We start from the raw sequence: 20,258 nt of genomic DNA, 5'->3' as shown, positions 1-20,258 counted from the left end.
GGCCCTCGGGCCGTGCGGGATTCTCATGGGGTGCGCCGTGCGCACCGCAACCATTGGTGCGCCCGGCGCACCCTACGGAGTGCTCATGACCCTCGAAATCGTTTCCAGCAACAAGAGCTTCGGCGGTTGGCACAAGCGCTACAAGCATCGTTCCAGCAGCCTCAATTGCGAGATGGTGTTCGCCGTCTACCTGCCGCCGCAGGCCGAGCAGGGTGCCAAGCTGCCGGTACTGTACTGGCTGAGCGGATTGACCTGCACCGACGAGAACTTCATGCAGAAGGCCGGTGCCCAGCGCCTGGCGGCCGAGCTCGGTCTGATCATCGTCGCGCCGGACACCAGCCCACGCGGCGAAGGCGTGGCCGACGATGCCGATGGCGCCTACGACTTCGGCCTCGGCGCCGGCTTCTATGTCAATGCCACTCAGGAGCCATTCGCACGGCACTACCGCATGTACGACTACGTGGTGCAGGAACTGCCTGCGCTGATCGAGGCCAACTTTCCGGTATCGGACAGGCGCGGCATCGCCGGCCACTCCATGGGCGGCCATGGCGCGCTGATCTGCGCGCTGAAGAACCCGGGACGTTATCAGTCGGTGTCGGCCTTCGCGCCGATCGCCAACCCGATGAACTGTCCCTGGGGCGAGAAGGCGTTCTCGCTGTACTTGGGCGAGGAGCGTTCGCGCTGGCGCGAATGGGACGCCAGCGTGCTGCTCGCCGAGGCCGGCGAGAAGCTGCCGATCCTTATCGACCAGGGCGATCGCGACGATTTCCTCGAAGGCCAGCTCAAGCCCCAGGCGCTGCAGGCCGCGGCCAAGGCCGCCGAGCATCCGCTGACCCTGCGCATGCAACCGGGCTACGACCACAGCTACTACTTCATCGCCAGCTTTATCGACGACCATCTGCGTCATCACGCGGCAGCGCTGGCGTAGGGTGCGCTGCGCGCACCAGCGGGTTCACGGTGCGCATGGCGCCCCCCGACGTGGGCCCGCTGCATGTAGAATCACGCCCTGACTTTTTCAGGGCGTTGTTCTTTATGCGTATCGGTCATGGCTACGACGTACACCGCTTCGGCGAGGGCGATTTCATCACCCTGGGCGGCGTGCGCATCCCCCACCAGTTCGGCCTCGTCGCCCACTCCGACGGCGACGTGCTACTGCATGCCCTGAGCGACGCCCTGCTCGGGGCGGTAGCGCTGGGCGATATCGGCAAGCACTTCCCCGACACCGACCCGCGCTTCAAGGGCGCCGACAGCCGCGCGCTGCTGCGTCACGTGGTCGCGCTGGTGCAGGCCAAGGGCTTCGTGGTCGGCAACGTCGACGCCACCATCGTCGCCCAGGCGCCGAAGATGGCACCGCACATCCTGGCCATGCGCGAGCGCATCGCCGAGGATCTCGGCGTGGAGCCGGATCAGGTCAACGTCAAGGCCACCACCACCGAGAAGCTCGGTTTCACCGGGCGCGAGGAAGGCATCGCGGTGCATGCCGTGGCGCTGCTGGTCAAGGCATGAACGAGTTGCAACTGCTCGGGCCGCGCGCCCATGGCGAGGCCTGCGGGTGCGCCGTGCTCAAGGCCACCGCCGAAGACTTCCAGGTCGATGAGGTGTTGGACATCCCGCTCACCGGCCAGGGCGAGCATCTGTGGCTGTGGGTGGAAAAGCGCGGCCTGAACACCGAGGACGCCGCCCGGCGCATCGCCCGCGCTGCCGGCCTGCCGCTCAAGGCGGTGAGCTACGCCGGTCTCAAGGATCGCCAGGCGCTGACCCGGCAATGGTTCAGCCTGCATCTGCCGGGCAAGGCCGACCCCGATCTGGCCGCGGCCGAGGGGCCGACGCTGGCGATCCTCCAGCGTCAGCGGCACAACCGCAAGCTGCAGCGCGGTGCCCATGCCGCCAACGGCTTCACCCTGCGCCTGACCGCCCTGGACGCCGATCGCGCGGCGCTGGAGCAGCGCCTGCAGCGTATCGCCGAGCAGGGCGTGCCCAACTACTTCGGCCTGCAGCGTTTCGGCTTCGCCGGCGGCAACGTCGAGGAGGCCAGGCAGTATGCGGCGCGCCAGGAACTGCCGGTGCAGCGCAACCTGCGTTCGCGGCTGCTGTCGGCGGCGCGCAGCTATCTGTTCAATCGAGTGCTGGCCCAGCGGGTCGCCGCCGGCAGCTGGGACCAGGCGAGGGTCGGCGATCTGCTGGCCTTCACCAACAGTCGCAGCTTCTTTGCGGCCGGCGAGGCCGAGTGCGACGATCCGCGTCTGGCGATTCTCGACCTGCATCCCACCGGCCCGTTGTGGGGCGAGGGGGCCTTGCCGACGAGCGCCGAGGTGCTGCGTTGCGAGCAGGCCGTCGGCACGGGCGAGCAGGCGCTGGTGGACTGGCTGGCAAAGGCGGGCATGGCGCACGAACGGCGCATTCTGCGCCTCCCCATCGCCGGCCTGACGTGGCATTATCCGGAACCCGATATTCTGCAACTTGCATTCGTCCTGCCGGCCGGGTGTTTCGCCACCGTCGTGGTGCGCGAACTCGTCGATCTGGTGCCAGCAGGGCAGACGGATACTCCATGCGAATTCTGATTTCCAACGACGACGGGGTGAACGCGCCCGGGATCGCCGCGTTGCACCAGGCGCTGGCCGATTATGCCGAGTGCCTGGTGATCGCCCCTGCCGAGGACCGCAGTGGCGCCAGCAGCTCGCTGACCCTCGACCGTCCGCTGCACCCGGTGGCCCTGCCCAACGGCTACATCAGCCTTAACGGCACACCCACCGATTGCGTGCACCTGGGTCTCAACGGACTGGTCGAGCAGTTGCCGGACATGGTCGTCTCCGGCATCAACCTGGGCGCCAACCTGGGCGATGACGTGCTCTATTCCGGCACGGTCGCGGCTGCGCTGGAGGGGCGTTTCCTGGCCAAGCCGGCGTTCGCCTTCTCGCTCTTGTCGCGCCAGGTCGACAACCTGCCGACCGCCGCCTATTTCGCCCGCAAGCTGGTCGAGGCCCATGGCAGCCTGGACCTGCCGCCGCGCACCGTACTCAACGTCAACGTGCCCAACCTGCCGCTGGAGCATGTTCGTGGCGTGCAGCTGACCCGTCTGGGTCACCGCGCCCGCGCCGCGGCGCCGGTCAAGGTGGTCAACCCGCGCGGCAAGGAAGGTTACTGGATCGCTGCGGCTGGCGATGTCGAAGACGGCAGCCCGGGTACCGATTTCCACGCGGTCATGCAGGGCTACGTGTCCATCACTCCGCTGCAACTCGACCGCACCTTTGGCGAGGCGTTCGACAGGATGCATGGCTGGCTGGAGGGCATCTTCTGATGCGCGGACAGGACGATATGCACCGCCGCGGGATCGGCATGACCTCCCAGCGCACCCGTGAAAGACTGATCCAGCGCCTCTACGAAGAGGGCCTGTCGAATGCGCGCGTGCTCGAGGTGATCCGCCGCACGCCGCGTCATCTGTTCGTCGACGAGGCGCTGGCGCACCGTGCCTACGAGGACACCGCGCTGCCCATCGGCCACAACCAGACCATCTCCCAGCCCTACATGGTCGGGCGCATGACCGAGTTGCTGCTGGCCGCCGGCCCCCTGGACAAGGTCATGGAGATCGGTACCGGGTCCGGTTACCAGACCGCCGTGCTGGCGCAACTGGTGGAGCGGGTGTTCTCCGTCGAGCGCATCCAGGTCCTGCAGGAGCGCGCCAAGGAGCGCCTGGCCGAACTCAGCCTGCGCAACGTGGTCTTTCGCTGGGGCGATGGCTGGGAGGGCTGGAACGCCCTGGGGCCATACAACGGCATCATCGTCACCGCCGCCGCCGCCGAAGTGCCGCAGGCGCTGCTCGACCAACTGGCGCCGGGTGGACGCCTGGTGATCCCGGTTGGCGCAGGTGACGTGCAGCAGCTGCTGCTGATCGTGCGCGAGGAGCAGGGTTTCTCCCGTCATGTGCTGGACGCGGTGCGTTTCGTGCCGCTACTCAACGGGCCGCTGGCCTGAGCGCTGCATCATCCCGGAAAGATCCATGAAAAGACATATTCTGCTCTACGCCAAGGGCATGGCCATGGGCGCCGCCGATGTGGTGCCGGGGGTGTCCGGCGGTACCATCGCCTTTATCAGCGGTATCTACGACGAGCTGCTGCGTTCCATCGCCAGCCTGCCCGAAGCCGCCGTGCTGCTTCTGCGCGGGCGAGTAGCGGATGCCTGGCGCATGGCCAACGCGACCTTTCTGCTGATCCTGCTCGGCGGCATCCTCACCAGCGTGCTGACCCTGGCGCGACTGATCAGCTATCTGCTGGCGCACCATCCGGTCCCGATATGGTCGTTCTTCTTCGGCCTGATCCTGGTCTCCGCCTATATGGTCGGTCGCGAGATCCGGCGCTGGAACTGGAGCCGCGCGCTGAGTTTCCTGCTCGGCCTGGCGTTCGCCTACTGGATCACGGTGGCCGCGCCGGTGCAGTGGGGCAGCGACCCGCTGAACCTGTTCTTCGCCGGCGCCATCGCCATCTGCGCGATGATTCTGCCCGGCATCTCCGGCAGCTTCATCCTGCTGCTGCTGGGGCTCTATCCGGTGGTGCTGGGCGCACTGAAGAGCTTCGACATCGGCGTGCTGGCAGTGTTCGCCGCTGGCTGCCTGGTCGGCATCCTCAGCTTTGCCCGCCTGCTCAGCTGGTTGCTGGCGCGCTGGCGCGACCTCAGCCTGGCCTTCCTCACCGGCTTGATGCTCGGCTCGCTGAACAAGGTCTGGCCTTGGAAGGAGACCCTGAGCTGGCGTGTCGACAGCAAGGGCGAGCAGGTACCGCTGCAGCAGAGCAATCTGCTCCCGGGACACTTCGCCGAGCTCAGCGGCCAGGACCCGCAACTGCTGCTGGCGCTGCTGTTGGCGCTCGGCGGCATCGCGCTGGTGCTCGGGTTGGAATGGCTTGCCGGCCGTCAGCCCAGAGAAGCTGGCCGCGCCGAATAAATCCGGCACAATAGCCGCCGTACTCGAGATCGTTCAGGGAGCAGATGGGTGAATCGCACCGCCGCACACGCGCAAGTTCATAGGATCGCTGGCCTGCGCCTGTCCTTCGCTCTGCTCTGTACCGGTATTCTGGCCGGCTGCACCAGCTCGCCGCCCGGTGGCGTGCAGGTGGTCGATCGTGGCCACAACCAGGGCCATGCCGCGGTGATCCAGCGCCAGCCGGTACGCAGCGGCCACTACGTGGTACAGCGCGGCGACACCCTGTATTCCATAGCCTTTCGTTTCGGCTGGGACTGGAAGGCGCTCGCCGCTCATAACGGCCTGCGCGACCCCTACCTGATCCGGGTCGGCCAGATCATCCGTTTCGACAATCGTGCCACGCCGGCCCGGGCGGTGGCCGCTACACCACCGCGAACGACCTCGCCGGTGATCGGTCAGTCGGCTCCGAGTAGCCCACCGGTGACTACCGCGCCGGTGGCGCAGGCGAGCAAGCCGGCGCCGGTTCGGCCGACTGTCGCCACCACTTCGGTCACCCCGGTGACACGCTCTGCCGCGGGCTGGGCATGGCCGGCACGGGGCCCAGTGATCGGCAATTTTTCCTCAAACGGCAGTTTGAATAAAGGCATTGATATCGCCGGGGAATTAGGACAGCCTGTTTTAGCTGCGTCTGATGGTTCAGTGGTATACGCCGGGAGTGGTTTACGGGGCTACGGCGAATTGATCATCATCAAGCACAGCGATACCTACGTAAGTGCTTACGGTCATAACCGCAGGTTGTTGGTACGGGAGGGGCAGCAGGTCAAAGCCGGGCAGAACATTGCCGAGATGGGGTCCACGGGAACCGACCGGGTGAAGCTGCACTTCGAGATTCGCCGTCAGGGTAAGCCAGTCGATCCGCTGCAGTATCTGCCACGCCGTTGACCCGTCGCCGACCCGTGCCATCACGTAGATGGGACGGGCTCGGGTGTGCCAGGACGGTTCCGCCAGGGTCTGTTGTCGAACTCAGATAGGGACAACAACAATGGCTCTCATCAACAAAGAAGCGCCGGAGTTTGACCTCGACGATGAACTGCTCCTGATGGAGCCGGGGATCGTTCTGGGCGAGGTGTCGAGCGATGACGCGCAAGCGCCGACCGCCCGCACCAAGACCAAGCACGCCACTCCCTCCAAGCAGCACAAGTACATCGACTACACGCGGGCGCTCGACGCCACTCAGCTTTACCTCAACGAAATCGGCTTCTCCCCCCTGCTCACTCCCGAAGAGGAAGTGCACTTCGCGCGCCTGGCGCAGAAGGGCGATCCGGCCGGGCGCAAGCGCATGATCGAGAGCAACCTGCGCCTGGTGGTGAAGATCGCCCGGCGTTACGTCAACCGCGGCCTTTCTCTGCTCGATCTGATCGAGGAGGGCAATCTGGGCCTGATCCGCGCGGTGGAAAAATTCGATCCGGAGCGGGGGTTCCGTTTCTCCACCTATGCGACCTGGTGGATTCGCCAGACCATCGAGCGGGCCATCATGAACCAGACGCGCACCATCCGTCTGCCGATTCATGTGGTCAAGGAACTCAACGTCTATTTGCGTGCGGCGCGCGAGCTGACCCAGAAGCTCGACCATGAGCCGTCTGCGGAAGAAATTGCCGACCTGCTGGAAAAACCGGTGGGCGAGGTCAAGCGCATGCTCGGCCTCAACGAGCGGGTCTCCTCGGTGGACGTCTCGCTCGGTCCGGATTCGGACAAGACCCTGCTCGATACCCTTACCGACGACCGACCGACCGACCCCTGCGAGTTGCTGCAGGACGACGATCTGTCGCAGAGCATCGATCAATGGTTGTCGGACCTTACCGACAAGCAACGGGAAGTGGTGGTGCGTCGTTTCGGCCTGCGTGGCCACGAGAGCTGTACGCTCGAGGAAGTGGGCCAGGAGATAGGTCTGACCCGCGAGCGGGTTCGTCAGATCCAGGTCGAGGCGCTCAAGCGCCTGCGTGAGATCCTCGAGAAGAACGGCCTGTCCAGCGACGCCCTGTTCCAGTAAGACCCGTTCCGATCCCCAACCCGGCTCCGGCCGGGTTTTTTTCTGTCCGTCGATGTAAGTCATCGCTTACAGGTGCTGTCAGCCGTTAGGCGTACAGGCCGCGGGTTTCTCGCTGTCGTCATCCTGGTTTCCCTGTAACTATCTATTTTTTAAGAAATTACTATTAGTGCGGGAGGCTGGCCTGGCTTGCTCCAGCTTCTTCGGGCGGGGTTGTGGGCGCCGCTGTAACGGCTAATATCACTCACGTGCTCAGGGACAAGCACAGGTTCTCAGGACGAGGATCAGGAACATCGCAAGACGCGATTCATCAGGACGATGGGTTGGGAAACAAAGGGAGTAGGGACAAAAGAGTGGGCGGCGCAAGCCGCCCCTTTTTTTGTGTTCAGCACGGCTGGGCCAAACGCTCTCCGCGTTGGTGTCGCCCCGCCAAAGTTCTTCCTAGGTGTGAACAGCAAAAGACCCGCACTTGGCGGGTCTTGGTGTTTTCAGGTTGCGCTTAGCGCTCCAGGTACTGCAGCTTGTCCTTCACGCCATCCCATTCTTCGGCGTCCGGCAGCGCGTCCTTCTTCTCGGTGATGTTCGGCCAGACTTCCGCCAGGTCGGCGTTCAGCTCGATGTATTCCTGCATGTCCTCGGGCACTTCGTCTTCCGAGAAGATCGCCTGAGCGGGGCACTCCGGCTCGCACAGGGCGCAGTCGATGCACTCGTCCGGGTGGATCACCAGGAAGTTCGGGCCTTCGTAGAAGCAGTCAACCGGGCAGACTTCCACGCAGTCGGTGTATTTGCATTTGACGCAGTTGTCGGTAACGACGAAGGTCATGTCTGATTCTCTCCTCGGGCGGCGGCCTGGGTTCTTTCTGCGAAGAATCCTCAGGCGCTCTGTTCAGTGGTCGCGGCTCAGGCTGTAAACCGGGCAGTCGTAAAATTGCGCGCGATTCTAGCAGCTTGCGCGCGGCTGCGTTAGGGGCTGTTCCGCTTCATTCGCGGTCCGCGCCGAAGCGGACTCTAGATGCGCGTTTTCCATGTATATAACAGCTCCAGCGCCTTGCGCGGAGTCAGATCATCCGGATTGATCTTCTGCAATTCCTCCAAGAGCGGGTGCGGCACGCTGGCGAACAGGTCGCTCTGCATCGGCACCTGGGGCTGGCCGGGCTCCTGGCGCGGCAGGTCGTGCGGCAGGCTGGTGGCCTCTAGGCGCGCCAGGTGCTCGCGCGCGCGGCTGATCACCGTGCCCGGCACGCCAGCCAGTTGCGCCACCGCCAGGCCGTAGCTCTGGCTGGCCGGCCCGGGCTGAACGTGGTGGAGGAAGACGATGCGCTCGTTGTGCTCGGTGGCCGAGAGGTGCACGTTGGCCACCACCGGCTCGCTTTCCGGCAGCACCGTCAGCTCGAAGTAGTGGGTGGCGAACAGGGTGAAGGCGCGCAGGCGCGCCAGGTGCTCGGCGGCCGACCAGGCCAGGGACAGGCCGTCGAAGGTGCTGGTGCCGCGGCCCACCTCGTCCATCAACACCAGGCTGCGCTCGCTGGCGTTGTGCAGGATATTGGCGGTCTCGCTCATCTCCACCATGAAGGTGGAGCGGCCGCCGGCCAGGTCGTCCGAGGAGCCGATACGGGTGAAGATGCGGTCGACCAGCGACAGCTCGCAGGCCGCGGCCGGGACGAAGCTGCCGATATGCGCCAGCAGCACGATCAGCGCGGTCTGGCGCATATAGGTGGATTTACCGCCCATGTTCGGCCCGGTGATGATCAGCATGCGGCGGTTGTCGTCCAGGTCCAGGTCGTTGGCCACGAACGGCGTGGTCAGTACCTGCTCGACCACGGGGTGGCGACCCTGGTCGATGCGCATGCACGGCTCCTCGACGAAGCTCGGGCGATTGAGGTCGAGGTTCAGTGCGCGTTCGGCCAGATTGCTCAGCACGTCCAGTTCGGCCAGGGCCGCGGCGCTGCCGAGCAGCGGCGCCAGGTGGCCGATCAGGCGCTCGAGCAGCTCGTCATAGAGCATCTTTTCGCGGGCCAGGGCGCGGCTCTTGGCCGACAGCGCCTTGTCCTCGAACTCCTTCAGCTCCGGCGTGATGAAACGCTCGGCGCCTTTCAGGGTCTGTCGGCGGATGTAGTCGGCCGGCGCCGATTCGGCCTGCTTGGTCGGCAGCTCGATGAAGTAGCCGTGCACGCGGTTGTAGCCGACCTTGAGGTTGGCCAGGCCGGTGCGGGCCTTCTCTCGGGCTTCGAGATCCATGAGGAACTGGCCGGCGTTCTCGCTCATTGCTTGCAACTCGTCCAGCTCGGCATCGTAGCCGGTCTTCAGCACGCCGCCGTCGCGGATCACTGCCGGCGGGTTGTCGATGATGGCGCGCCCCAGCAGGTCGGCCAGCTCCGGATAGGTGGCGATGGTGCTGGCCAGTTGCTGCAGGTGCGGGGTGTCCAGGCGGGTCATCGCCTGCTGCAGATCGGGCAGGGCGGCCAGGGCGTCACGCAGTCGCGCCAGGTCGCGCGGGCGCGCGTTGCGCAGGCCGATGCGGGCGAGAATGCGCTCCAGGTCGCCGATCTCCTTGAGCTGGGGCTGCAGGGTCTCGAAACGGTAGCCGTCGAGCAGGCAGGCGATGGCCTCCTGGCGTGCCTCCAGTACCGCGCGGTCGCGCAGCGGACGGTTCAGCCAGCGCCCCAGCAGGCGGCTGGCCATGGCGGTCTGGCAGCGGTCCATCACCGACTGCAGGGTGTTGTCGCGACCGCCGGAGAGGTTGATGTCCAGCTCCAGGTTGCGCCGGCTGGCGCCATCAAGGATCACCGTGTCGTCCAGGCGTTCGTGGCGCAGGCTGCGCAGGTGGGGCAGGGCGGTGCGCTGGGTTTCCTTGGCGTACCCCAGCAGGCAGCCGGCGGCGCCGATGGCCAGGGTCAGGTTCTCGCAGCCGAAACCCTTCAGATCCTGAGTGCCGAACTGCTGGCACAGGCTCTTGAAGGCGCTGTCACGGTCGAAGTCCCAGGGCGCGCGGCGGCGCGAGCCTCTGCGCTTCTCCGCCGGCAGACCCTGCGGCCAGTCGTCGGGGATCAGCAGTTCTGCCGGGTTCAGGCGCTCCAGTTCGGCCAGCAGGTTTTCCCAGCCCTTGATCTCCTGCACGCTGAAGCGGCCGCTGGTGATATCCAGTACCGCCAGGCCGAACAGGCGCTCGTCGCCGAGCACGGCGGCCAGCAGGTTGTCGCGGTGTTCGTCGAGCAGCGCCTCGTCGCTGATGGTGCCGGGGGTGATGATGCGCACCACCTGGCGCTCCACCGGGCCCTTGCTGGTGGCCGGGTCGCCGATCTGCTCGCAGATCACCACCGACTCGCCGAGCTTGACCAGCTTGGCCAGGTAGCCTTCGACCGAATGGAAGGGAATGCCGCACATGGGGATCGACTGGCCAGCGGACTGGCCGCGGGCGGTCAGGGTGATATCCAGCAGTTTCGCGGCTTTCTTCGCATCTTCGTAGAAGATCTCGTAGAAATCCCCCATGCGGTAGAACATCAGCTGGTCCGGGTGCTGGTTCTTCAGCTTCCAGTACTGTTGCATCATCGGGGTGTGCTGGGAGAGGTCCGTCATGGTCTTGACTGTCCGGCTTAAATCGCAAAAGCGCGTAGTGTAGGGTATCGGCCTGGCCCGTTTCATCCCGGAGAGCACATGGATTCGATCAGTCACCTGGCCGCGCAACTCGGCCGGCAACTGCAAGCCGTCGGCGCCCAAGTCAGCACCGCCGAGTCCTGTACCGGCGGCGGCATCGCCGAGGCGATCACCCGTATTCCCGGCAGTTCGGCCTGGTTCGAGGCCGGCTACGTCACCTATTCCAATGCACAGAAGAGCAAGCAGCTCGGCGTACCAACGGAATTGTTCAGCTCGGCCGGCGCAGTCAGCCGCGAGGTAGTCGAGGCCATGGTGCGCGGCGCTCAGGCGCATAGTGGGGCGCGCTACGCTGTGGCGGTCAGTGGCGTGGCCGGACCAGACGGCGGCTCGCCGGACAAACCGGTGGGCACCGTGTGGCTGGCCTGGGGCGATGGCGAGCGACTGCACAGCGTACGCAAGCGGTTCGCTGGCGGCCGCGACGAGGTGCGCCGACAAACGGTCGAGGCTGCATTGGCGGGGCTTCTGAGCCTGCTGACGGAGGAAAATCCGATTACGGGGTAGGCGGGCGACTTGCCCTGTGGAATAATACTGTCTACTTATACAGTTGTTGGCGGCCTCGAAGGCCCTCTTGAGCACGTGAGGAAAGAAATGGACGAGAACAAGAAGCGCGCCTTGGCGGCTGCCCTGGGCCAGATCGAGAAGCAGTTCGGCAAGGGCGCGGTGATGCGCATGGGCGACCACGAGCGCCAGGCCATCCCGGCCATCTCCACCGGCTCGCTGGGCCTTGATATCGCCCTGGGCATCGGCGGCCTGCCGAAGGGCCGTATCGTCGAGATCTATGGGCCGGAATCCTCCGGCAAGACCACCCTGACCCTGTCGGTGATCGCCGAGGCGCAGAAGCACGGCGCCACCTGTGCCTTCGTCGACGCCGAGCACGCGCTCGACCCCGACTACGCCGGCAAGCTCGGCGTCAACGTCGATGACCTGCTGGTTTCGCAGCCGGACACCGGCGAGCAGGCCCTGGAAATCACCGACATGCTGGTGCGCTCCAACGCCATCGACGTGATCATCGTCGACTCCGTGGCCGCACTGGTGCCCAAGGCGGAGATCGAAGGCGAGATGGGCGACATGCACGTCGGCCTGCAGGCCCGCCTGATGAGCCAGGCTCTGCGCAAGATCACCGGCAACATCAAGAATGCCAACTGCCTGGTGATCTTCATCAACCAGATCCGCATGAAGATCGGCGTGATGTTCGGCAGCCCGGAAACCACCACCGGCGGTAATGCGCTGAAGTTCTACTCGTCGGTTCGTCTGGACATCCGCCGCACCGGCGCGGTGAAGGAAGGCGAGGAAGTGGTCGGCAGCGAAACCCGTGTGAAGATCGTCAAGAACAAGGTTGCTCCGCCTTTCCGTCAAGCCGAGTTCCAGATCCTCTACGGCAAGGGCATCTACCGCAACGGCGAGATCATCGACCTCGGCGTGCAGCAGGGGCTGGTGGAGAAATCCGGCGCCTGGTATAGCTACCAGGGCAACAAGATCGGCCAGGGCAAGGCCAATGCCGCCAAGTTTCTCGAGGACAACCCGGCCGTGGCCCGCGAGATCGAAGGCCAGATTCGTGACAAGCTGCTGGTCGGTGGTGCGCCGGCTAAAGCGTCGGCGGACGAGCTGGCCGACGCCGAAGTCGACTTCTAAGCCCTCCGAGTATGACCGTCGTGCTGGATAACCCGCTCGCCGTGAGGCGGGCGGCCATGGATCTGCTGGCGCGACGCGAACACGGGCGAGTGGAGCTGACCCGCAAGCTGCGCAAGCGTGGCGCCCCGGATGAACTGATCGACGGTGCCCTGGATCGTCTGGCAGAAGAGGGGTTGTTGTCGGAGGCGCGTTATCTGGAAAGCTTCGTCGCCTATCGCGCCCGTGGCGGCTATGGCCCGCAACGAATCCGTGAAGAACTGGCGCAGCGTGGCCTGGCTCGTGGCGATATCGATCAGGCGCTACGCGACAGCGGTATCGACTGGTTCGAACGGTTGCACGAGACCTGGCGGCGCAAGTACGCCGGCCGGCTGCCGAGCGATGCCCGCGAGCGTGCCCAGCAGGGGCGCTTTCTCAGCTATCGCGGTTATTCCCTGGAAATGATCGGGCGCCTGTTACGGGGCTGTGACGAGTAGTCGGTGGCTCGTTTGGCCTCCAGATGCTCCCGGTTCGCCGGGCGTGTGCGGGCCTGTGTGTTGCACTCCTGCCTTATCGGATGTTGCTTGGGTGTTCCAGGCAAGCCTGCGCGGGAGCGGCAGCGAGTAGGACGTGTCGTGTGTGCACCAGCAGGCGGTATGGTCGGTGCGCGTAGTGCACCCTAGGCGATCGGGCCGCATCGCGATTGTCGCCACAAGAACGTAGGGTGGCGGTACGTGGCTCCTACTGCGCCAGCTGGCGCAGATAGCCCAGCACGTCGGGAGCGCCGGCCAGGCGCAGGCCCTCGCCCAGGGCAGTGGCCTCAGGATGCTCCTTGGGCAGCAGGAGAAACTCCGGCGCGCCCGCGGCCTTCAGCAGGGACAGACGGGCATAGGGTAGGCCGTTGTCCAGCAGCAGGCCCATGAAGCCTGGGTCGCTCCAGGCTTCGCCAGGCATGGCCAGCACGTGATAGCGCAGTTGCAGGTTGTCCAGCCCGCTGGCGCTCAGGCGATAGCGGATCAGGTTGGCCGGCAGTAGCGCCTCCAGGCCGCGCCGGCGAGCATAGACGATGGCGCCGGCGAAGGCTTCGCCCTGTTGTTCCCCCGCCCAGAAAACGCGTGCACCGCGCCAGCTGGCCTGGCGCAGCTCGAGCGTCTCGCCGGCGAGAAAGTGCGGCAAGGCCTGGCTGATGGTCTTGACGAAATCCTTGTAGCTGATGATGCGAACCTGCTTGCAGTGCTCGCTCGCCGCATACTCCTCGAAGCTGGCGTAGCCTTGCTGAGTTGGTGCGTTGCAGGCGAAACCGTCGATTGAGCGCAGGTCGAACGCCGGCAATTGCTGGGTTTCGCTCTTCACCACCTGGGTGAGGGCGGCATGGGCGAGAGCCTTGTCTTCCTGCACCGGACCAGAAAGCGCGCCGCGTGGCAGATCGACCAGGCGCTGCAGCGGCGGGCCCTCGTGCCAGCAGATACTTGTGCCGGCCGGCGGCGGCAGCCGAAATGGCAAGCGCAGCGCACTGGCGCGGGCGAAGATCTGCCGTGAGCCGCGACCGATCAATCCCAGGCGGTGCGCCAGAGCGGTCAGACGGGCACTGAGGGTTGATGGCTCGGACAGGCTCATGGCCGGCGGGTCGCTCCAGGTACGTCCATCGCAGTGTGGCAGAGGTCGACGGCTCTTGCCCATGCGGCGCGGCGCGAAGCCAGGGCGCCGGCGCGCGGGCGGGTCTGTGGCAAAATAGCTGCATTCATTTGCGAAGGGTGCCTCCATGCCCAGCTTGGTACTGGATATCGCGTTATCGGCCGAACGATTGCAGAGCGTGTATCGCGGCCATGCCAACCGGATTATGGCGCAAAGCCGCGACGGCCGCCGCGTCAGTTTACCTGTCCATCATCTGCGGCCCTTTCTGACTCATGCAGGAATCTATGGTGCCTTCGTGCTGGACTTCAGCGCCTCCGGCGAACTGCTGAGCCTGCGCCCTTTAGCCTGATCTGGCGCGCTTGCCTCGCACCGGGCCGCGGCGGACGGCTATAATCGCCGACCCGCCATCTTTCATCTATCGAGCTGAGCCTGCCCATGTACTCCCTGGCCCGCGAGCTGCTGTTCAAACTGTCCCCGGAAACCTCTCACGAGCTATCTATCGATCTGATCGGTGCCGGCGGTCGTCTGGGACTCAACGGCCTGCTGAGCAAGGCGCCGGCCAGTCTACCGACGACTGTCATGGGCCTGCAGTTTCCCAATCCGGTCGGCCTGGCCGCCGGATTGGACAAGAATGGCGACGCCATCGACGGCTTCGCCCAGCTGGGCTTCGGCTTCGTCGAGATCGGCACCGTCACCCCGAGGCCGCAGCCGGGCAACCCCAAGCCGCGGCTGTTCCGCCTGCCGGAAGCCGAGGCGGTGATCAACCGCATGGGCTTCAACAACCTCGGTGTCGACCACCTGCTGCAGCGCGTGCAGGCGGCGAAGTTCAAGGGCGTGCTGGGGATCAACATCGGCAAGAATTTCGACACCCCGGTCGAGCATGCGGTGGACGACTACCTGGCCTGCCTGGACAAGGTCTATACCCATGCCAGCTACGTCACGGTCAATGTCAGTTCGCCGAATACCCCCGGGCTGCGCAGCCTGCAGTTCGGCGATTCGCTCAAGGCGCTGCTCGAGGCGCTGCGTCTGCGTCAGGAGGATCTGGCCCAGCAGCACGGCAAGCGCGTGCCGCTGGCGATCAAGATCGCCCCGGACATGAGTGACGAGGAAACCGCGCTGGTGGCGGCGGCGCTGGTGGAGGCGGGGATGGATGCGGTGATCGCCACCAACACCACCCTCGGCCGCGAAGGCGTCGAAGGCCTTGCCCACGCCGACGAGGCCGGCGGTCTGTCCGGCGCGCCGGTGCGCGACAAGAGCACCCATATCGTACGAGTCCTGGCGGGCGAGCTGGGCGGGCGTCTGCCGATCATCGCGGTCGGCGGTATCACCGAGGGCCGGCATGCGGCGGAGAAGATCGCCGCCGGAGCGAGCCTGGTGCAGATCTACTCGGGCTTCATCTACAAGGGGCCGGCGCTGATTCGTGAGGCAGTTGACGCCATCGCTGCGACGCGCCGATAGAGGCGCCATAAAAAAGGGCTCCCGAAGGAGCCCCTGGGCTTGCGCCCGCCGCCCGGAGGGGGTCGGCATGGTGAAGTCGGGTGTGATCCTGATCAGCCGACAGCGTGAAGTTCGTTGAGGCGATGGATGCCGGCCGCGCCGGTCAGTCCGTCCCAGTTGTCGCCACGGCCCTCGCGCCAGCCATTGAGCCAGGCTTGACGTACCGAAGGCAGGGTAAAGGGGCAAAGTTCGCGGGATTTCCCATTGATGCCGTACTGATAGCCGCGCAGAAAAGCTCGTTCTAACGGATCACGCTTAAGTCTTCTCATAGGGTGCTGCCCTCACTGTTGACTGTTATGTCCCGTTGGCCTTGTGGCAAGGCCGGGCAGAGAGGCTCTGCCTGCAGAAGTTCGCTGCCGGCGTGGCGAACTTCCTGTGCCCCCGCCGTTGCAGCGAAAGCCTTAGGTAGTGTTCTAACGAATGCACCGGGGCCTGTGAATGATCGATTTGTCATAAGGGCGTAACCTAAGTGCGGGTCACGCCATAAGGGAGCTGGGCAGATGGCCAGCGGTTCCCAGCCGAACGCCGCAGGGACTGGCCGTGGCCGCCGGTGAGCTCATTGTGCTAGTGCAAATGAGACTGCTTGCTTGTTCCGACGAAGGGTCGCGGTGCGACGCTTTGTCACTTATTTTGAGTCGAGGTGCACAGAACGCACCTCCCTGAATGCCATAGGCACTGGAAAGTCCATGTCGGATCGTTACGAGATCGTTCTCACCTGCCCCAAGGGGCTCGAAGGCCTGTTGCTGGAAGAGGCCAAGGCGCTGGGGCTGGAGGAAGCGCGCGAGCAGACCGCCGCGGTGCGCGGCCAGGCCGAGCTGGAGACCGCCTACCGCCTGTGCCTGTGGTCGCGCCTGGCCAACCGCGTACTGCTGGTGCTGGCGCGCTTCTCCATGAGCAACGCCGACGACCTCTACGAGGGCGTCAAGGCAGTGGACTGGCGCGATCACCTGGAGCCGGCCGGCAGCCTGGCGGTGGAGTTCAGCGGCCATGGCTCGGGTATCGACAACAGCCACTTCGGCGCGCTCAAGGTCAAGGACGCCATCGTCGACCGCCTGCGCACCAGCAGCGGCGAACGGCCCAGCATCGACAAGCTCAATCCGGACCTGCGCGTGCATCTGCGCCTGGATCGTGGCGAGGCCGTGCTGTCGCTGGATCTGTCCGGGCACAGCCTGCACCAGCGCGGCTATCGCCTGCAGCAGGGCGCCGCGCCGCTCAAGGAAAACCTCGCCGCCGCGGTGCTGATCCGCGCCGGCTGGCCGCGTATCGCCGCCGAGGGCGGAGCCCTGGCCGACCCCATGTGCGGCGTCGGTACCTTCCTGATCGAGGCCGCGTTGATGGCCGCCGATATCGCTCCCAACCTCAAGCGCGAGCGCTGGGGCTTCTCCAACTGGCTCGGCCATGTGCCGGCGCTGTGGAAGAAACTGCATGCCGAGGCCGAGCAGCGCGCCGCCGCCGGCCTGGCCAAGCCGCCGCTGTGGATTCGCGGCTACGAGGCCGATCCGCGGCTGATCCAGCCCGGGCGCAACAACGTCGAGCGCGCCGGCCTGTCCGATTGGGTGAAGATCTACCAGGGTGAGCTGGGCAGCTTCGAGCCGCGCCCGGACCAGAACCAGAAGGGCCTGGTGATCAGCAACCCGCCCTATGGCGAGCGCCTTGGCGACGAAGCCAGCCTGCTGTATCTCTACCAGAATCTCGGCGAGCGACTGCGCCAGGCCTGCCTGGGCTGGGAGGCTGCGGTGTTCACCGGCGCGCCGGAGCTGGGCAAGCGCATGGGCCTGCGCAGCCACAAGCAGTATTCCTTCTGGAACGGCGCATTGCCGTGCAAGCTGCTGCTGATCCAGGTTCAGACCGAGCAGTTCGTCACCGGCGAGCGACGCGGCCGCGAAGAGGCCGAGCCGGCGGCCGAGGCGGCGCCGCAGGCACGTCTGTCCGAAGGCGGGCAGATGTTCGCCAACCGCCTGCAGAAGAACCTCAAGCAGTTGGGCAAGTGGGCGCGCCGCGAGGGCGTGGAGTGCTATCGCCTGTACGATGCCGACATGCCCGAGTACGCCCTGGCGGTGGACCTGTATCGCGACTGGGTGCACGTGCAGGAATACGCGGCGCCGCGCTCGATCGATCCGGACAAGGCCCAGGCGCGCCTGCTCGACGCCCTGGCGGCGATTCCCCAGGCCCTCGGCGTGGCGCAGAACCGGGTGGTGATCAAGCGCCGCGAGCGGCAGAGCGGCAGCAAGCAGTACCAGCGCCAGGCGGCCCAGGGACAGTTCATGGAGGTGAACGAAGGCGGCGTCAAGCTGCTGGTCAACCTCACCGATTACCTCGATACCGGGCTGTTCCTCGATCACCGCCCGCTGCGCCTGCGCATCCAGCGCGAGGCCGCCGGCAAGCGCTTTCTCAACCTGTTCTGCTACACCGCCACCGCCACCGTGCATGCGGCCAAGGGCGGCGCGCGCAGTACCACCAGCGTCGACCTGTCGAAGACCTACCTGGACTGGGCGCGGCGCAACCTGGCGCTCAACGGCTTCTCCGACAAGCACCGCCTGGAACAGGGCGACGTGATGGCTTGGCTGGCCGAGGATCGCTGCGAGTACGAGCTGATCTTCATCGATCCGCCGACCTTCTCCAATTCCAAGCGCATGGAAGGGGTGTTCGATGTGCAGCGCGACCACGTCGAGCTGCTCGACCTGGCCATGGCGCGTCTGGCCCGCGGCGGGGTGTTGTACTTCTCCAACAACTTCCGCAAGTTCCAGCTCGACGAGGGCCTGGCGGCGCGTTATCAGGTCGAGGAAATCAGCGCGCAGACCCTCGATCCGGACTTCGCCCGCAACCCGAAGATCCACCGCGCCTGGCGTTTCAGCGCGCGGTAGCGCGAGGTTGTCGGGCCCCCTCCACGGATATTCAGCGCTTCGGCTGTTTGTAGGTCTCCAGCAGCACCTGGTCGAGGATCGAGGTGGCGCCCCAGGGCTTGGGGTCGTTGAGGATCGCTACCACCGCCCAGTCCTGGCCGTTGCTGTCGCGGCTGTAGCCGGCGATGGCGCGCACGTTGTTCAGGGTGCCGGTCTTGATATGCGCCTCGCCCACCAGCGGGGTGCGCCGCAGGCGCTTGCGCATGGTGCCGTCCAGCGCCACCAGCGGCATCGAACTGCGGAACTCGGCCGCGTAGGGGCTGCGCCAGGCCGCCTGCAGGATCGCCGCCATTTCCCGCGCGCTGATGCGCTCGGCGCGCGACAGGCCGGAGCCATTCTCCATCACCAGATGCGGCGCGGTGATGCCCTTGCGCGCCAGCCAGCTGCGGATCACCCGCTGCGCGGCCATGGCGTCGTCCCTGTCGGCCTCGGTGCGGAACTGCGCACCGAGGCTGAGAAACAGCTGCTGGGCCATGGTGTTGTTGCTGTACTTGTTGATGTCGCGGACGATCTCCACCACATCCGGCGAATAGGCGCGCACCAGCAGGCGGGCCTTGTCCGGCACCGGGGCGAGGCGATCCTTGCCGAGTATCTTGCCGCCCAGCTCCTGCCAGATGCCGCGCACCGCGCCGGCGGCGTAGCTGGGGTGGTCGAGCAGCGACAGGTAGGTCTGCGCGGTGCAGCCTTCGGCCAGCCGACCGGTGACGACCAGGGTGGTGCCGTCGTACTGCTCCACGGCGTTGTAGCGCACGTCGGGCCAGGCCGGGCAGGGTGCGGCCTTGAGCAGCTTGACCTGGTTGTCGATGCGCACCGCGGCGATCGGCGGGTCCATGGCGACCTGTACCTTGCCGCCCTCGGCACGGGTGATGAAACGCTGCGCCTTGAGGTTGACCAGCAGCGAGTCGGGGGCCACCAGGAAGGGCTTGTTGGCATCGCCGCCGTCGTCGTTGAAGGCCGGCAGCTGCGGTGCGACGAAGAAGCTGCGATCGAGCACCAGATCGCCCTGCACCTGGCGCACGCCATTGAGGCGCAGGTCGCGCAGCAGCAGCCAGAGCTTTTCCATGTTCAGCTTGGGGTCGCCACCGCCCTTGAGATAGAGGTTGCCCTGCAGCACGCCGTTGGTCAGCGGCCCGTCGGCGTAGAACTCGGTCTTCCACTGGTGGCTGGGGCCTAGCAGTTCGAGCGCGGCATAGGTAGTCACCAGCTTCATGGTCGAGGCCGGATTGACCGAGACGTCGGCGTTGAACTGCAGGCCGCCGCCCTGGCCGCCCAACGGCAGGGTCACCACCGACAACGACCGGGCGGCAATCTTGTTGGCCTTCAGCGCCTGTTCGACCTTGGCCGGCAGCGGGCTGCCCGCCGCCTGGCAGGAGAGGGCGAGAGGCAGGAGCAGGGCACTCAGTGCCAGTTGGCGAAACCGTTGCATCATGACGAACAACCTTGCGCGCTGGCGCGGCGACAGCAAAAGGGGCGAAGCGGGTTGCCGTACGCAGGGTCGCCGAACGGGCGCCGTTTCGTACGAGAACCTAACGACAGTTCGCCACCGGAAAAAGTTGCCGTAATTATGCAGCAAGCGCGCGAGCGAGCGGCAAGTCGGCCGATCTGCTAGAGTGCCGCGCGTTATCACCTCTGAGGATAGTTTCATGGCGACCAACCGTTCCCGCCGTCTGCGCAAGAAGCTCTGTGTCGATGAATTCCAGGAGCTGGGCTTCGAGCTGACCCTGAACTTCAAGGCCGACCTGAACGACAAGACCGTCGATGCCTTCATCGATCAGTTCCTCGACCAGGCCATCGCCGGCAACGGTCTGGATTACGTCGGCGGCGAGGACTACGGTCTGGTCTGCCTGGCCAAGCGTGGTTCGGTCAACGAAGAGCAGCGTGCGGCCGTGGAGGCCTGGCTGAAGGGCCGCGACGAGCTGCAGGGCTTCGAGATCAGCCCGCTGCTGGATGTCTGGTACCCGGAAAACCCGATCAACCAGGCTTGATCGGCATTCGGCGC

The 20,258-nt window shown here is 65.7% G+C and carries 20 protein-coding genes; 15 read left to right on the top strand and 5 right to left on the bottom strand.

Annotated elements, in window-relative coordinates:
- Positions 1–85 precede the first annotated feature (85 nt).
- The 8 genes from fghA to rpoS all read left to right on the top strand — a co-directional run bounded on the left by fghA (position 86) and on the right by rpoS (position 6,965).
- The gene (fghA, locus tag ACUTAF_RS14655; RefSeq protein WP_445580634.1) at positions 86–928 is read left to right on the top strand and encodes an S-formylglutathione hydrolase; all 843 of its coding nucleotides are present in this window, start codon (positions 86–88) and stop codon (positions 926–928) included.
- A 104-nt stretch (positions 929–1,032) separates the two neighbouring features.
- The gene (ispF, locus tag ACUTAF_RS14650; RefSeq protein ID WP_445580633.1) at positions 1,033–1,506 is read left to right on the top strand and encodes a 2-C-methyl-D-erythritol 2,4-cyclodiphosphate synthase; all 474 of its coding nucleotides are present in this window, start codon (positions 1,033–1,035) and stop codon (positions 1,504–1,506) included.
- The gene (gene truD / locus ACUTAF_RS14645) at positions 1,503–2,561 is read left to right on the top strand and encodes a tRNA pseudouridine(13) synthase TruD (RefSeq protein ID WP_445580632.1); all 1,059 of its coding nucleotides are present in this window, start codon (positions 1,503–1,505) and stop codon (positions 2,559–2,561) included. Before ispF ends, truD begins: the two co-directional genes overlap by 4 nt.
- Positions 2,549–3,298: a 5'/3'-nucleotidase SurE gene (gene surE, locus ACUTAF_RS14640; RefSeq protein WP_445580631.1), complete on the top strand. Its 750-nt coding sequence runs from the start codon at positions 2,549–2,551 to the stop codon at positions 3,296–3,298. The genes truD and surE overlap by 13 nt, the downstream gene beginning before the upstream one ends.
- A gap of 38 nt (positions 3,299–3,336) precedes the next feature.
- A complete protein-coding gene (locus ACUTAF_RS14635) occupies positions 3,337–3,972 on the top strand; it encodes a protein-L-isoaspartate(D-aspartate) O-methyltransferase (RefSeq protein ID WP_445582455.1) in 636 nt (211 codons plus the stop codon).
- 25 nt (positions 3,973–3,997) lie between these two features.
- Positions 3,998–4,936, top strand: a complete 939-nt coding sequence (locus tag ACUTAF_RS14630; protein ID WP_445580630.1) for a polyprenyl-phosphate transporter — start codon at positions 3,998–4,000, stop codon at positions 4,934–4,936.
- 48 nt (positions 4,937–4,984) lie between these two features.
- Positions 4,985–5,857 carry a peptidoglycan DD-metalloendopeptidase family protein gene (locus tag ACUTAF_RS14625; RefSeq protein ID WP_445580629.1) on the top strand — a complete coding sequence of 291 codons (873 nt, stop codon included), beginning with the start codon at positions 4,985–4,987 and terminating at the stop codon, positions 5,855–5,857.
- Positions 5,858–5,957: 100 nt separating this feature from the next.
- Positions 5,958–6,965 carry an RNA polymerase sigma factor RpoS gene (gene rpoS / locus ACUTAF_RS14620; RefSeq protein WP_445580628.1) on the top strand — a complete coding sequence of 336 codons (1,008 nt, stop codon included), beginning with the start codon at positions 5,958–5,960 and terminating at the stop codon, positions 6,963–6,965.
- Positions 6,966–7,461: 496 nt separating this feature from the next.
- Here rpoS and fdxA read toward each other — a convergent pair whose 3' ends face one another.
- Positions 7,462–7,785, bottom strand: coding sequence for a ferredoxin FdxA (gene fdxA / locus ACUTAF_RS14615; RefSeq protein WP_264148079.1), 324 nt, complete (start codon positions 7,783–7,785; stop codon positions 7,462–7,464).
- Between the two features lie 185 nt (positions 7,786–7,970).
- Positions 7,971–10,538, bottom strand: a complete 2,568-nt coding sequence (mutS, locus tag ACUTAF_RS14610) for a DNA mismatch repair protein MutS (protein ID WP_445580627.1) — start codon at positions 10,536–10,538, stop codon at positions 7,971–7,973.
- 78 nt (positions 10,539–10,616) lie between these two features.
- On the opposite strand from mutS, the gene ACUTAF_RS14605 reads away from it, so the two are divergent.
- The 3 genes from ACUTAF_RS14605 (at position 10,617) to recX (ending at position 12,721) form a co-directional block, all read left to right on the top strand.
- Positions 10,617–11,117: a CinA family protein gene (locus tag ACUTAF_RS14605; protein WP_445580626.1), complete on the top strand. Its 501-nt coding sequence runs from the start codon at positions 10,617–10,619 to the stop codon at positions 11,115–11,117.
- Positions 11,118–11,204: 87 nt separating this feature from the next.
- A complete protein-coding gene (recA, locus tag ACUTAF_RS14600) occupies positions 11,205–12,248 on the top strand; it encodes a recombinase RecA (RefSeq protein WP_445580625.1) in 1,044 nt (347 codons plus the stop codon).
- 11 nt (positions 12,249–12,259) lie between these two features.
- Positions 12,260–12,721 carry a recombination regulator RecX gene (recX, locus tag ACUTAF_RS14595; RefSeq protein ID WP_445580624.1) on the top strand — a complete coding sequence of 154 codons (462 nt, stop codon included), beginning with the start codon at positions 12,260–12,262 and terminating at the stop codon, positions 12,719–12,721.
- A gap of 244 nt (positions 12,722–12,965) precedes the next feature.
- Here recX and ACUTAF_RS14590 read toward each other — a convergent pair whose 3' ends face one another.
- Entirely contained in the window at positions 12,966–13,841 is an 876-nt protein-coding gene (locus tag ACUTAF_RS14590; RefSeq protein WP_445580623.1) for a DUF6685 family protein, read from the bottom strand.
- 145 nt (positions 13,842–13,986) lie between these two features.
- Between ACUTAF_RS14590 and ACUTAF_RS14585 the strand changes: the two genes are divergently transcribed.
- Together ACUTAF_RS14585 and ACUTAF_RS14580 are read left to right on the top strand one after the other, a co-directional pair.
- The gene (locus ACUTAF_RS14585) at positions 13,987–14,208 is read left to right on the top strand and encodes a DUF2835 domain-containing protein (protein WP_445580622.1); all 222 of its coding nucleotides are present in this window, start codon (positions 13,987–13,989) and stop codon (positions 14,206–14,208) included.
- A gap of 86 nt (positions 14,209–14,294) precedes the next feature.
- The gene (locus ACUTAF_RS14580; protein ID WP_445580621.1) at positions 14,295–15,317 is read left to right on the top strand and encodes a quinone-dependent dihydroorotate dehydrogenase; all 1,023 of its coding nucleotides are present in this window, start codon (positions 14,295–14,297) and stop codon (positions 15,315–15,317) included.
- Between the two features lie 92 nt (positions 15,318–15,409).
- Here ACUTAF_RS14580 and rmf read toward each other — a convergent pair whose 3' ends face one another.
- Positions 15,410–15,625: a ribosome modulation factor gene (gene rmf, locus ACUTAF_RS14575; RefSeq protein ID WP_080756998.1), complete on the bottom strand. Its 216-nt coding sequence runs from the start codon at positions 15,623–15,625 to the stop codon at positions 15,410–15,412.
- Between the two features lie 417 nt (positions 15,626–16,042).
- Between rmf and rlmKL the strand changes: the two genes are divergently transcribed.
- A complete protein-coding gene (gene rlmKL, locus ACUTAF_RS14570; RefSeq protein ID WP_445580620.1) occupies positions 16,043–18,220 on the top strand; it encodes a bifunctional 23S rRNA (guanine(2069)-N(7))-methyltransferase RlmK/23S rRNA (guanine(2445)-N(2))-methyltransferase RlmL in 2,178 nt (725 codons plus the stop codon).
- Between the two features lie 31 nt (positions 18,221–18,251).
- Here rlmKL and dacB read toward each other — a convergent pair whose 3' ends face one another.
- Positions 18,252–19,688 (bottom strand): D-alanyl-D-alanine carboxypeptidase/D-alanyl-D-alanine endopeptidase, encoded by a 1,437-nt coding sequence (gene dacB, locus ACUTAF_RS14565; protein WP_445580619.1) that lies wholly within the window; start codon positions 19,686–19,688, stop codon positions 18,252–18,254.
- 214 nt (positions 19,689–19,902) lie between these two features.
- Here dacB and ACUTAF_RS14560 point away from each other — a divergent pair, with 214 nt between their 5' ends.
- Positions 19,903–20,244: a YggL family protein gene (locus ACUTAF_RS14560; protein WP_445580618.1), complete on the top strand. Its 342-nt coding sequence runs from the start codon at positions 19,903–19,905 to the stop codon at positions 20,242–20,244.
- Positions 20,245–20,258: the final 14 nt, after the last annotated feature.

Source organism: Pseudomonas sp. SP16.1, from assembly GCF_052682975.1.
Note: the sequence above shows the minus strand (reverse complement) of the source record. Positions and strands in the feature narration are given on the sequence as shown.

What these genes read in the sequence shown, in the direction of transcription:
- ACUTAF_RS14635 (WP_445582455.1), top strand. Translation starts at nt 3,337, where the DNA reads ATGACCTCCCAGCGCACCCGTGAAAGACTGATCCAGCGCCTCTACGAA.
- ispF (WP_445580633.1), top strand. Translation starts at nt 1,033, where the DNA reads ATGCGTATCGGTCATGGCTACGACGTACACCGCTTCGGCGAGGGCGAT.
- surE (WP_445580631.1), top strand. Translation starts at nt 2,549, where the DNA reads ATGCGAATTCTGATTTCCAACGACGACGGGGTGAACGCGCCCGGGATC.
- recX (WP_445580624.1), top strand. Translation starts at nt 12,260, where the DNA reads ATGACCGTCGTGCTGGATAACCCGCTCGCCGTGAGGCGGGCGGCCATG.
- recA (WP_445580625.1), top strand. Translation starts at nt 11,205, where the DNA reads ATGGACGAGAACAAGAAGCGCGCCTTGGCGGCTGCCCTGGGCCAGATC.
- truD (WP_445580632.1), top strand. Translation starts at nt 1,503, where the DNA reads ATGAACGAGTTGCAACTGCTCGGGCCGCGCGCCCATGGCGAGGCCTGC.
- ACUTAF_RS14580 (WP_445580621.1), top strand. Translation starts at nt 14,295, where the DNA reads ATGTACTCCCTGGCCCGCGAGCTGCTGTTCAAACTGTCCCCGGAAACC.
- rmf (WP_080756998.1), bottom strand. Translation starts at nt 15,625, where the DNA reads ATGAGAAGACTTAAGCGTGATCCGTTAGAACGAGCTTTTCTGCGCGGC.
- mutS (WP_445580627.1), bottom strand. Translation starts at nt 10,538, where the DNA reads ATGACGGACCTCTCCCAGCACACCCCGATGATGCAACAGTACTGGAAG.
- dacB (WP_445580619.1), bottom strand. Translation starts at nt 19,688, where the DNA reads ATGATGCAACGGTTTCGCCAACTGGCACTGAGTGCCCTGCTCCTGCCT.
- fghA (WP_445580634.1), top strand. Translation starts at nt 86, where the DNA reads ATGACCCTCGAAATCGTTTCCAGCAACAAGAGCTTCGGCGGTTGGCAC.
- fdxA (WP_264148079.1), bottom strand. Translation starts at nt 7,785, where the DNA reads ATGACCTTCGTCGTTACCGACAACTGCGTCAAATGCAAATACACCGAC.
- ACUTAF_RS14585 (WP_445580622.1), top strand. Translation starts at nt 13,987, where the DNA reads ATGCCCAGCTTGGTACTGGATATCGCGTTATCGGCCGAACGATTGCAG.
- rlmKL (WP_445580620.1), top strand. Translation starts at nt 16,043, where the DNA reads ATGTCGGATCGTTACGAGATCGTTCTCACCTGCCCCAAGGGGCTCGAA.
- ACUTAF_RS14605 (WP_445580626.1), top strand. Translation starts at nt 10,617, where the DNA reads ATGGATTCGATCAGTCACCTGGCCGCGCAACTCGGCCGGCAACTGCAA.
- rpoS (WP_445580628.1), top strand. Translation starts at nt 5,958, where the DNA reads ATGGCTCTCATCAACAAAGAAGCGCCGGAGTTTGACCTCGACGATGAA.
- ACUTAF_RS14590 (WP_445580623.1), bottom strand. Translation starts at nt 13,841, where the DNA reads ATGAGCCTGTCCGAGCCATCAACCCTCAGTGCCCGTCTGACCGCTCTG.
- ACUTAF_RS14560 (WP_445580618.1), top strand. Translation starts at nt 19,903, where the DNA reads ATGGCGACCAACCGTTCCCGCCGTCTGCGCAAGAAGCTCTGTGTCGAT.
- ACUTAF_RS14630 (WP_445580630.1), top strand. Translation starts at nt 3,998, where the DNA reads ATGAAAAGACATATTCTGCTCTACGCCAAGGGCATGGCCATGGGCGCC.